This is a genomic window from Candidatus Zixiibacteriota bacterium (assembly GCA_014728145.1).
Taxonomy (GTDB): Bacteria; Zixibacteria; MSB-5A5; order JAABVY01; family JAABVY01; genus WJMC01.
In genome coordinates, this window is the sequence record WJMC01000040.1 from 1 (window position 1) to 11887 (window position 11887).

General features: G+C 49.5%; 10 protein-coding genes. 2 read left to right on the forward strand and 8 right to left on the reverse strand.

The window, feature by feature from the left end; all coding sequences use genetic code 11:
- Positions 1 to 1233, reverse strand: a 1233-nt coding sequence (locus GF404_02395) for a potassium transporter KefB (protein MBD3381026.1), incomplete at its 3' end; no start/stop codon positions are given.
- A gap of 233 nt (positions 1234 to 1466) precedes the next feature.
- Between GF404_02395 and GF404_02400 the strand changes: the two genes are divergently transcribed.
- The gene (locus GF404_02400; protein MBD3381027.1) at positions 1467 to 4955 is read left to right on the forward strand and encodes a hypothetical protein; all 3489 of its coding nucleotides are present in this window, start codon (positions 1467 to 1469) and stop codon (positions 4953 to 4955) included.
- A 67-nt stretch (positions 4956 to 5022) separates the two neighbouring features.
- Positions 5023 to 5916: an EamA family transporter gene (locus GF404_02405; GenBank protein MBD3381028.1), complete on the forward strand. Its 894-nt coding sequence runs from the start codon at positions 5023 to 5025 to the stop codon at positions 5914 to 5916.
- Here GF404_02405 and GF404_02410 read toward each other — a convergent pair.
- From GF404_02410 to coxB, 7 genes are read right to left on the reverse strand one after another with little or no spacing between them, the layout of a single operon-like run.
- On the reverse strand, positions 5909 to 6709 hold the full coding sequence (locus GF404_02410; protein MBD3381029.1) for a hypothetical protein: 801 nt from the start codon (positions 6707 to 6709) through the stop codon (positions 5909 to 5911). The genes GF404_02405 and GF404_02410 overlap by 8 nt on opposite strands.
- On the reverse strand, positions 6706 to 6876 hold the full coding sequence (locus GF404_02415; protein ID MBD3381030.1) for a hypothetical protein: 171 nt from the start codon (positions 6874 to 6876) through the stop codon (positions 6706 to 6708). Before GF404_02415 ends, GF404_02410 begins: the two co-directional genes overlap by 4 nt.
- Complete coding sequence (locus GF404_02420) at positions 6845 to 7447, reverse strand: hypothetical protein (GenBank protein ID MBD3381031.1); 603 nt, start codon at positions 7445 to 7447, stop codon at positions 6845 to 6847. Before GF404_02420 ends, GF404_02415 begins: the two co-directional genes overlap by 32 nt.
- A gap of 14 nt (positions 7448 to 7461) precedes the next feature.
- Positions 7462 to 8340 (reverse strand): protoheme IX farnesyltransferase, encoded by an 879-nt coding sequence (locus GF404_02425; protein MBD3381032.1) that lies wholly within the window; start codon positions 8338 to 8340, stop codon positions 7462 to 7464.
- On the reverse strand, positions 8306 to 9418 hold the full coding sequence (locus GF404_02430; protein MBD3381033.1) for a hypothetical protein: 1113 nt from the start codon (positions 9416 to 9418) through the stop codon (positions 8306 to 8308). The genes GF404_02425 and GF404_02430 overlap by 35 nt, the downstream gene beginning before the upstream one ends.
- Positions 9418 to 11028, reverse strand: a complete 1611-nt coding sequence (ctaD, locus tag GF404_02435; protein MBD3381034.1) for a cytochrome c oxidase subunit I — start codon at positions 11026 to 11028, stop codon at positions 9418 to 9420. The genes GF404_02430 and ctaD overlap by 1 nt, the downstream gene beginning before the upstream one ends.
- Before the next feature lie 11 nt (positions 11029 to 11039).
- Positions 11040 to 11831, reverse strand: a complete 792-nt coding sequence (gene coxB / locus GF404_02440) for a cytochrome c oxidase subunit II (protein MBD3381035.1) — start codon at positions 11829 to 11831, stop codon at positions 11040 to 11042.
- Positions 11832 to 11887 lie beyond the last annotated feature (56 nt).

The following is an 11887-nucleotide window of genomic DNA, read 5'->3' on the forward strand; positions in this document are numbered from 1 at the left end:
ATTGTTCAATTGTTCAGATGGTTTGCGCAATTCCCCGAACGATGCAGGACGAAGTCGTTTGAGAAATCCGATGCTCGACAGTTTCTCCGCCCAGCGAGGCGAAACAGCAATGACAAACGGCGTGGCGGCCATGGTGAAAATTGATACGGCAATAAATAGCTGGTAAACATCTTCGCTCATCAGGTCATAATGCACACCAACCTTGGAGAGAATAAAGGAGAATTCTCCCACCTGGGCCAGCGCCAGTCCGGCCACCAGCGCCGCCCGCAAAGAGAGACCGAGAAAAAACGACGCCAGAGATGCCAAAGAAGCCTTTGCAATAAACACGATCAGTGCGCCGACTATGATGATGATCGGGTGGCTGATGATATAGTTCAAATCCGCGATCATACCGACTGAGACAAAAAAGAAACTGGTGAAGACGTCTTTAAAGGGCAGTATCCCATCCAGTGCCTGCAGGCTGTACTCCGATTCGGAGATAATCAATCCCGCCAGAAACGCCCCCAAACTCAATGACAGGCCAGCCTTGGAAGTCAGCCAGGCCACCGCAATAGCAATCAAGGCGATTGAAAGTAAAAACAACTCACGACTGCGGGTACGTGTGACCTGACCTAAAACCGCCGGAACCACGAAACGGGCCAATGCCACCACAAGCACGATCACCCCGACAGCCTTGAGCACGATCATCCAGACCGGTTCCGAGGCGGCCTCGGAAGTACCTGACAAAAACGGTGTCAGAATGATCATAGGTACGATTATAATATCCTGAAAAATCAGAATCGCCAGAGAAGTCCTTCCCGGAGGACTATCGATTTCAGCACGTTCCTGGAGCGTACGTAAAACGATCGCGGTACTGCTCAAGGCCACCAGCATACCATAAAACAACGCTCGAGCCGGTTCGACATCGAACATCCGGGCCACCAGGACAGTCAGCAGGATCGTCAGGATTACCTGAACACTTCCTCCCAGGAGAACAGCTTTCTTGGAACGCAGTAGACTGGTCAACGAGAACTCGATACCGATTGTGAACAGGAGCAGGATAATACCGATTTCGGCCAGAAGTTCCACCTCGTGAACAGAGCTGACGAGGCTCAGGCCGGAAGGTCCGATGATCATCCCGGTCATCAGAAAGCCGACAATCGGAGGAAGTCGCAGGCGGTGAAAAACGAGCAACACAAGCACTGCAACTCCAAATATAACTACGACATCGCGTAAAATTGGAATTTCATGCATTATTTACTTGCCCCGGTAACATAGCTATCCATTTATATCTAAAGTCGTCTCAAATAGCAAATTATAAACACATGATAAACTGAATTCATGAAGAAAAATAGCTAAACCGCGTTCAAAACCTTTGAAAACTGGGAGCGTATGATTAAATTAAGAAGATTTTCGTTGATTTCGATAGATGAAAGGAACATGAAATGCTAAAAGACCTTCTAATACTCATAACACTAATGATTTTTATGACAATTTCCATTAACGACAACGCACAGGCTCAAATCAAACTGGCCGAATTGAAGCCAGACCAGAACCTCCACGGCTTTAAGCTGGATTGCCTGTATGAGAACGGCGCCGGCAAGGTCATGGGTGCCCGTTTTATTTCAGAGAAGCATGGCTTCATAGTTGACCTGATGCAGATCCAGTCGGTTCCGCAGGGATTTTTCTGGGTTAAAACCCCTCCCGCAACTGATATGGGCGAGTCTCACACCTGCGAACACCTGCTTCTGGGAAAAGGCTCAGTCGGCCGCTATGTTTCCGCGCTGGAAAATATGTCTTTGGGATCCAGCTCGGCCTATACTGCCCAGACCTATACCGCCTACCATTTCAACACTGTCGGCGGTGAAAAGGCTTTTTACACGCTTTTCAGAGAAAAACTCAATGCCCTCTTGAATCCCGATTTCACCGACGAGGAAATCCGCAGGGAAGTCTGCCATATAGGCTACTCGCTCGACCCGCGTGACAGCAGTTTGAAACTCGAGGAGAAAGGCACTGTCTATACCGAGATGGTCTCCAGCTTTGAGCGTCCTTCCAGTTTCGTCTGGAGGGAAATGAGTGAGATGCTCTACGGTAGCGAGCATCCCCTCGGCAATACTTCCGGCGGTTTCCCGCCGGCTATCCGCGAGATGACGCCGGAAGACCTGCGCGAGTTTCATCACCGGGCATACTACCTGGGCAATATGGGTGCGATCGTATCTATTCCGGATGATATCGACCCGGGTGATTTTTTGAAAAAGACCTCTGCAATTCTCGATCACTGCCAGCCGGAAAAACGTGACTACGCAGAGATTGGAATCAGCAAATTCGATTTCCCGCCACCTGCGCCAAAAGCATTTCCGGGCGAGACAAAAATTCTAACGGTTCCTTCCAACAACCCTGATGATCCCGCCCAGATCATGTGTATCTGCCCGGCCAGTCTTAAACTGGATAATTTCGACAGTTTCATGCTCGACCTGTTCCTGTCAACATTCGCTTCCGGCACCACCTCGAACCTCTACAACCTGTTTATTAATTCACAAACCCGAGCAATAGACCTGGGAGCCAGCAACGCCTATGGGTACCACTATGACGCACAGGGAAATCCGATCGTGTTTGGCCTGGAGGGCGTCAAGAGCAATTACATCAATGAGGATACACTGGCAGAGGTCAGAAACATGATCGATATGGAATTGAAGAAAGTCCACTCCTATGCTGACGGTTCTGAAAAGCTGAAAAAGTTCAACGAAATCGCCCGTGGACACTTGACCCAGTCTAGCAAGCAGGTCGAAAAGTACCTGAATTCACCGCCGATGTTTGGATTCCGTCGCTCATCGGCAGGTGGCTGGTATTCCACCCTGGAACAACTCGAAAAAGAACAGGGCTTCCGCAAATCGATGGTATTCGATGAGTACTTCAAGCGCATGAATAACCTGCTCGACAGCGACAAAAATATCTGGAGAGACTATATTGAACAATGGAAACTCATCGGAACTGATTGCTATGTCCTCGGCACCAGCCCCTCCCCGGAAATTCTGGAAGAGCTCGCGCATGAAAAGGAAAAACGGATCAAGTCACACCTGGCTGAATACCGTGAGAGATACAACGCCAGCTCCGATATGGAAGCAATTGCTAAATTCAAAGAAGATTTCGATGCCAACACTGCCGAACTCGAACGGCTGGCCGAAAATGACGAGATTCCGGAGTTTATCGAGAATCCACCGATGACTATAGATGATCAGCTTAACTATACTGAATTGAAACTGGCCCATGATATTCCCATGGTAGCTTCGACTTTCGATAACATGACCACTTCTACTTTCGGTATCGCATTCAGGCTCAATGTCATCCCTGAAAAGGACATGCTCTATCTCTCTTTCCTGCCAGGCATTTTGACTTCCATTGGTGTAATCAAGGATGGAGATGTGATTCCGAATGAAGTCATGCGCCAGCGACTTCGTGAGGAGCTCATCAGCTACAATGCCTACACAGATTATTTTGCTGAAAGTGACCGGACAGAAATAGTGCTCAAAGCAACAGCTAACACTCCCGAGGAAATTAGAAACGGCCTGGGCTGGATGACCGCCTCGCTCACGAGTCCGTATCTCGAACCTGACAACCTTCCCCGCCTGCGTGATCTGTTGGACCAGTCACTTGTCAATCTGCGAAATGTAATGAAAGGTCGCGAAGAGGACTGGGTGCGATATCCGGCGGCGGCTTACCGCTACCAGGACAACCCCGTCATTATGTCGATCGACTGCTTTTTAACAAAAAGCCATAACCTGCAGAGACTGCGCTGGAAACTGGCTGATCCGGGCGATGAATCATCGACTGCATGGCTCGGAGAATACATCGATCAACTGGCTGACCTCGGTACTGGAAAAAACCGCGAGGAGCTCAAACATCTCCTGGAAAATCCACCGGTAATGCCAACATCCGAAAAAGCATCGGAGTGCGCGACACTGCTGGTAAACTCAATCAACAATACACTGGCCGACATCCCCGACGGCAGTCTGGCCCAGGATTACAAGTATCTGCTCATGACTGCCAGACAGGACCTGCTCCAGAAGCCAGAGTCCGCGTTGAATGAAATGAAAACCATGCTGGCGACGATCACCAGGGCCGACAACGCCCGTATGTTCATGATCTCCAACAGCGCTGACAGACAGGAAACGCTGGATGATATCAACGCCATGCTGGAGAAACTCGGCCATAGCCAGGCAAGCGTCTATGTCGATTACAGTGATCATCAGAGGATTGTAAGGCGACTGGCAACAAGAGTGGAGCTGGACCGGAATCCGGTCTATGTCGGCCTGGTCAATGAGAATACACATAACGGCGTGATGGTCTTCAGCGCACGCCATGCTGAACCTCATGACGCCGACCGCGAGGCCATACTGCGAACTCTCTCCGGGAAGCTCTTCTCCGGTGCGGGTGGTCATGGTCTGTTTATGCGCACCTGGGGAGCCGGTCTGGCATATTCCAACGGCTACTCGGTCGGACCTCGTTCGGGACGGGTATCTTACTATGCCGAACGCTGTCCAGATATCGCACAGACTATGAGGTTCGTGGTAGATGTGCTCAAAAACGCCGAAGATGATCCCGAGTTGATCAACTATGCTGTGGCCCAGATATTCGATTATTCCCGCTCCCCATCACGCTATGAAACCCGCGGTGAAGCGATGGCTTCCGACCTGGTCGACGGCTACACTCCCGACAAGGAACGAAACTATCGTCAGAGGGTACTCGAAATCAAGGAAAACACCGATTTAGCCAGCGAACTGTTTAAGCATATGGAAGATGCCTACGGTCCTGTGCTGATAGGTTACGGCAAACCTTTGAGTCAAAGCCAAAAAGGCACATTCTTCATCATCGGACCTGAAAAACAGTTTAAATCACTGGAAGAATATATCGGCTCGGTGGAAGAACCGCGCAAAGTGCACAAACTGTATCCGCGTGATTTCTGGCTGACCATATAGAACAGACAGCTTACGGGTATATATCAAATCCGCTCTGCTGAACGCGGGGCGGATTTTTAATTAGCTGATGAAACAGGTTGTCAAACAGAGACTGTCCGAGGCGGGTCTGATCTATGCCGCCGCGATCTGGGGTTCGACTTTTATCGTGGTTAAAGACGCACTTGCATATGTCGACCCGCTGGTTTTAGTGGCATATCGGTTCCTGCTGGCGGCCGCCTGCCTGGCTGTCTTCTGTTATTTATCAGGACGTAAACTGTTTCAAAACTTCAGCCATGGTATCGTGCTGGGTATTCTTCTATGGCTGATCTACATCCCCCAGACAATCGGGCTTGAGTTCACGACCGCATCTAATTCGGCTTTTATCACAGGTTTGTTCGTCGCGTTTGTGCCATTGTTTTCAATTTTGATGTTCAGGAAGATGCCCTCTCTACTGGGACTTGTCGGAACAGCGGTATCTCTATCCGGCCTGTGGATTTTGACCGGTGGTCTGACCGATATCAACCAGGGCGATATGATTACAATCATCTGTGCCATGGCCTACGCGGCTCATATCCTGGTGACTGACAGATATGTGCGCCTGAACGACGATCCCTACCTGCTCTCTTTCCAGCAGTTTTTATTCATCGGGGTAATCTCATTGATCATCGCGCTCCTGGCCGGAAAGCCCCTGACCGCATCGTCGTCACAAACCTATCTCGTAATCATTTTCCTGGCATTGTTTCCGACGCTTTCGGCATTTCTAATCCAGGTCATTGCCCAGCGCCACACCGCTCCGGTGAAAGTATCCCTGATTTTTGCTTTCGAACCTGTGTTCGCGGCCGTCTTTGCGTGGACACTGGGAGGTGAGGAACTGATCGCTCATCGGGCTGTGGGTGGAATCCTGATATTTCTCGCGATAGTGATCGCCAGCCTGCCGGAGGGAAAACTGTTTCGGAAGATGGCTCGTCCACGCCTCAAATGAGATAAATGCTGAAGAACAAAAAGATCCAGATCACGTCCACGAAATGCCAGTACCACGACGCCGCCAGCATACTAAAGTGATGCTTCTCGTCGAGATGACCCAATTCCATCCTGCTGTATGCCAGGATCAAGAAGATGATCCCGACGGAAACATGCAGTCCATGAAATCCGGTCATCATGTAGAACATCGTACCGAACATATTGGTATTAACCGTGAAGTTCTCGTGGCTGATCAGAAGCCCCCATTCGTAACCCTGAAAAGATAAAAAGACAAGCCCCAGCAGGGCGGTAATTACCAGCATCGTCTTACTGCGAAATCTCTTACCCTTTTTCAGGGCTTTGTGTGATAATTCGCAGGTCAGGCTGGAAAACATCAGAATCAATGTCGCGATCGCTGGTATATGAGTATCCAGTTCTGGAGTGCCCGGGGGAGGCCAGAACTCGAATTCGTAGCGATGGTAAAAATAGTGAACGAACAGAGCCCCGAAGATAGCCGCCTCCGAGACCAGGAAATATTTCAGAAACATCATCAGGTCGCTCTGCTGAAGACCCAATGATCTCTCGGTCGGACCGGATTTGTCGCGCACCACGCTGTGCGCCCATCCCATCAGGGAAACGATGGTGACCGACCCGCCGGAAATCAGAAGCAGTTCGGCGATAACCGTACTGCCGTGAGCTAAAACGATGATTCCAATCATCACCAGCCCGATTCCCAATGACAGAACCAGAGGCCAGATCGATTGAGGCGGGAGATGAATATGCTCGTGGCTGTTTTTTTCAGCTTGCTCGTTCAATGAGTGTTCTCCTGATGCTTGAACTCCTCCAGTTTCTCGCGATTGAAATCGGTTTTATATATGCCCTGGGCGGTAAATATCGCAATCGTCAATACGATTATGATAAGTATCGTCACCAGAATACGGTTACGTTTTTTAGTTTCCGGAGGCAGATCTTTCTTTCTCATTCGGAACGTCCACTTCGAAATCCTTGAGTTTTTCGCGAGCCTTCTCGACCTCATCCTTGGTACGCTTGAACAGCGTGTAATGCATGGTCACCCGCCCGATTTTTTCGCTCAGGCTGGGTTTGAAATAATACACCAAAGGAACCTCGATATCCTCTTTGGGCATCAAAGTCATATCTTTAAAACAAAAACACTCGATCATGGTGTAACGCTTGGAAGCTTCGGCCGGGAAAACCGAGTGAACCGGCCGGAAATAGAGAGTGTCATCGGACAAATTAACGAAATGATAGATATTCTTGTCCTGCTGACCGACGAAGATCTCGGCCTTATCCTTTTTCGATTCGAACATGATCGGTAAATCGTCGTTAACAGTGGTCGTAAACAGGACCTTTAACGGCCGTGACTGATCGACTTCAATTTCCTCATCCTCTTCCCCTATTTCTGCATTGGGGGAAAGGTTTATCCCCAGAGACGAACAGAAAGCTTTAAAAAGCGGTACATTGGCATAACCGAAGATAAACATCCCGACCGCGACAAGCGCCAGAATAAGCAGAACTTTTGAATTACGTTTCATAATTGTAAACTAAATCAAAATATCAGACTATCAACCACAATTGTAAAAAACAGCCCGAACAAATATACTATCGAATAGCCGAACAGCGCTCGGCTCAATCTCGGTAACTGCCGTTTTTTCGCGTTAATCGATTTCTTTAAAAAGAGTGCTCCCAGTACCACCGCAACTGCCAGGTAGAGGGGGCCGCCTCCAGCCAGAATCAAGCTCAGGCTGACCGCCAAAAGTGCCACCGTATAGACAAGAATCTGTTTATAAGTGGCATTATCACCCCGCACCAGGGGCATCATCGGCAATCCCACCCCGCGGTAGTCTTCCTTGAAATACAATGCCAGCGACCAGAAATGAGGCGGTGTCCAGATAAACACGATTAAAAAAAGAATAGCCGGGGTAACTGCCAGCGTCCCGGAGGCCGCCGCCCAGGCAATCAGCGGAGCCATGGCACCCGCGGCACCGCCTATAACGATATTCAAATCGGTCCTGGGTTTGAGCCAGAGCGTGTAATAGAGACCGTAAAACAATATAGTCGCCAATGCCAGCAGAGCCGAGAGCCAATTGAACCAGAATATAAATATTGCCACCGAAGTTATCCCGATCCCAATCGCAAAAGTCAATGCCTGTGCCGGAGAAAGCTGCTTTTTCGGCAACGGTCTGCGATTTCTGGTACGGCTCATTCTGGCGTCCAGATCACGTTCGAAATATTGGTTGAGCGCGTTAGCCGAACCGCCTGAAAAATACAATGCCAGCAGAACCAGCACAAATTCAAGCGGACGGCTCAAAAAACTGCCCTCCATCACCAGCGCGGTGGCACCGGTCACGATCACCAGCGTCATCACACGCGGTTTTGTCAGGTTCAGATATTTACCGAATTGCGACAGCATGATTTTTAAACTCATAGGTTATATACAACAAATTGCCGAACAGGATGATCCCGACCGCCAGGTGAATCACGCCCAGCGCGGGTGGTACCTTGAACAGCAATGTCAGGATGCCCAGAATTATCTGCAGTACAATCAAACTGCTTCCGATCCTCAGGCCGATCCTGCCCTGCCGGCTGATCTTGAATCTCAATGTATAAAAAACGAGGAAATAGACTATTATCAATACCGCAAAAGCCCACCAGCGATGAATGAACTGGATCAGGATCTCATTGTGGATAAAATTTTCCAGACCCGGCATATATGACCGCCAGAGGACACTCAGGGGTGGAACCAGGTAATCCCCGATTTTGGGCCAGGTATTAAACGACAATCCGGCTTGTGTCCCGGCCACAACCCCGCCGGTTAGAACCTGTAAAAACAGGGCAACCACTGCACTGACTCCGATCCTGCTGAGAAAACGGTTGAAATAGTTTTTCTCTTTTACAGGTGGAGCTAATAGATTGAGAGCTGTCCAGAACAACAGACCGAAAAACGCAAACGCCAACCCCAGATGGACTGCTAAAAACTCCGCCTGCAGATCATATTTAACCACAATTCCACCCATCACCGCCTGCAAAATCAATAGTACCAGCCCGATCCAGATCCTGATGGAGAAATGCTTCTTATGTTCAGGCCGACGAAACAGCTTGACCATCAATATTACGTATAAAATACCCACCAAACCTGCTATGAAGCGATGAAAATATTCGATGGCGAACATCTGCTTGAAGCGACCGATCGGGATTATCCCCGGATATTCGCGCGTGTAAACACTGTCGACCTTGACACCTTCGATTACCTCGTGATAGGTCTTGTAGACAGCTTCCCAGTCGGAATCAGTAATCGGCGGAAGCAGTGAGCCATTGACAATCGGCCATTCCGGAATCGACAACCCGGACCCGGTCAGGCGCACAATTCCTCCCACAATAACCAGAAAAACGACTACCAGGCTGACTGCAAAAAACCAGTAGCCGAGATTATGATCACGTTGATATGATAATTTTTCGCGTTTGAATTGAGGTTTTTGGACCTCAGTCTCCGGATTATCTGCCATCACTTAATCTCCGGAATTTTCTCGAAATTATACGCCGGTGGCGGCGAAGAGACTTCCCAGTCGAGAGTCTGCTGGACATCGTTGACACCCCAAGGGTCAGCAGACAGATCTTCATCTTTCTTGAAAAAGACCGTCCTGACCAGGTCGTAAAGTAAAAGAATGCCACCCACCAGCATGAAAACATAACCGATCGATGACAACATATTCAATTCGGCAAATTCCGGACGATACCTGAAGATCCTGCGTGCCATTCCCTGGATACCCATGAAATGCATCGGGAAAAATGTCACATTCAGCCCGATATAAATCATCCAGAAGATCCAGTTGCCCAGTTTTTCAGACAGCATCTTACCGGCCATCTTCGGAAACCAGTAATAAGTCCCGGCCATCAAAGTCATAATCGAACCACCCACCAGGACATAATGAAAATGCGCCACCACGAAATAGGAATCATGGAACTGGTAATCCGAGGCCACATTGGCCAGCACAATACCGCTCATCCCACCGATGATAAAAAGCGAGATGAAGCCCAGCCCGAATTTCATGGCGGTGGTGAAACGGATAGTTCCGCCCCAGATAGTCGCCAGCCAGCTGAATATCTTGATTCCGGTCGGTATCGCGATCACCATCGTGAGCATCGAGAAAACAACCTGGAGCCAGGCCGGAATACCCGCCACGAACATATGATGGGCCCAGACTGTATAGCCGATTATGCCGATCAAAGCCAGCGCGATAACCATCCCCTTGTAGCCAAAAATCTTCTTATGTGAAAACGACGCCAGAACATGAGAGATCATCCCGAATCCGGGCAGAATCATGATATAGACCGCCGGGTGAGAGTAAAACCAGAACAGGTGCTGATAAAGAAGCGGATCACCACCCTGGCTGACAGTTACAAATCCGGTACCGAAAAGCCGGTCGGCCAGAAGCATTGAGACAGCCGCCGAAAGAACCGGAGTGGCGATCAGGATCATGGAAGCATTGACCAGCCATGACCAAACGAACAACGGCATCTTAAACCAGTTCATCCCCGGCGCGCGCATATTGGCAGTAGTGACAATAAAATTGATAGCTCCCAGAATCGAGGAAGTCCCGATCAGGATCACCCCCAAAATCCACATATCCATCCCCGCCCCGGCAGAAAACGAGGTCAATGAAAGGGGTGGATAGGCAGTCCAGCCGGCCTGGTTGGCTCCCCCGGCAGTAAAGAAACTGGCGAACATCAGTATTGCCGCCGGTACCGCCAGCCAGAACGAAAAAGCGTTCAGCCTCGGAAATGCCATATCCCGCGCGCCGATCAAAAGCGGTACAAAGTAATTGCCAAAACCGGTCAGGGCGGGTATGATCACGAAAAAGATCATCAGCGTGGCATGCATCGAGATGATCATGTTGTAAAACTCTGGCGACACCAGCCCGGTATCCGGAGTGGCCAGTTGTCCACGGATGATTCCGGCGAATGCTCCCCCGGCGAAAGCCATAACAAACGAAAACCAGAGATACATAATCCCGATCTTCTTGTGGTCGCCGGTGGCCAGCCAGTCGTAAATCCGCAACAGTAGCGGTGCTTTACGACCTCCTGCTTCTGGTTTTGAAACTGTTATGTCAGCCATAATTCTTTCTCTCAATTAGCCTGTTGTTTTGAGCTTTCATCCCCTTTTTCGTCATCACCAGATACAGGAACGCTTCCGGCCTGTTGCAGTTCCGCCTTTTTTTGAGCGATCCAGTCCTCGAACTCCTCTTCTGAAACAACCTCGACATCGATCAGCATATCGGCATGAAGAGGCCCGCACAATTCGGCACACTGACCTTTATATGTCCCCTTCCTGGCCTTGAACCAGAGCTCGGTAATACGACCCGGCATAAAGTCCTTTTTGACCCCGAAAGCAGGTACCCACCAGGCGTGAATAACGTCCATACTGGTCCCCAGCAGGGTAACATAGGTATCTTCAGGAACCACAAGCGGTTCTTCTGCAATCGTAATATCGTGTTCGGGATAATGGTATTTCCAGAAAAATCTCTGGGCGGTTACCTCCACAGTCATATCGCTCTGGGGCGCGTAATTGATCCTTTCGATCAGGCTGTATGTCGATAAGGCAATGATTACCAATACGATAGCCGGTGCGATTGTCCACGCGATTTCAAGTCGCACATTCTCATGAAACTTCGCCGGCTCACGACCGGGACGTTTACGGAATTTAATAATAACATAGATCAAAAGACCTTCCGCCAATAGCAAAAACGGTAAAATCAGGGCCAGCGTCAAAAAGAAATTGGAGCGGACATCCTCCGCCAATGGTGTCGCCGGTTCATCTATCCAGTTGGTGATATCCCCGGACTGTTCCTGGGCAAACGCTCCAACAGACATTATCAGAACAAATATAGTTAACAATACCAATGACTTAACTCTGCTCATACCTCATTACCTTGAAATCTCCGAGAGAGTCCTCACGTAGTCGTAAAGCTCGTCAA

What these genes read in the sequence shown, in the direction of transcription:
- GF404_02400 (MBD3381027.1), top strand. Translation starts at nt 1,467, where the DNA reads ATGACAATTTCCATTAACGACAACGCACAGGCTCAAATCAAACTGGCC.
- GF404_02405 (MBD3381028.1), top strand. Translation starts at nt 5,023, where the DNA reads ATGAAACAGGTTGTCAAACAGAGACTGTCCGAGGCGGGTCTGATCTAT.
- GF404_02415 (MBD3381030.1), bottom strand. Translation starts at nt 6,876, where the DNA reads ATGAGAAAGAAAGATCTGCCTCCGGAAACTAAAAAACGTAACCGTATT.
- GF404_02420 (MBD3381031.1), bottom strand. Translation starts at nt 7,447, where the DNA reads ATGAAACGTAATTCAAAAGTTCTGCTTATTCTGGCGCTTGTCGCGGTC.
- GF404_02425 (MBD3381032.1), bottom strand. Translation starts at nt 8,340, where the DNA reads ATGAGTTTAAAAATCATGCTGTCGCAATTCGGTAAATATCTGAACCTG.
- GF404_02430 (MBD3381033.1), bottom strand. Translation starts at nt 9,418, where the DNA reads ATGGCAGATAATCCGGAGACTGAGGTCCAAAAACCTCAATTCAAACGC.
- ctaD (MBD3381034.1), bottom strand. Translation starts at nt 11,028, where the DNA reads ATGGCTGACATAACAGTTTCAAAACCAGAAGCAGGAGGTCGTAAAGCA.
- coxB (MBD3381035.1), bottom strand. Translation starts at nt 11,831, where the DNA reads ATGAGCAGAGTTAAGTCATTGGTATTGTTAACTATATTTGTTCTGATA.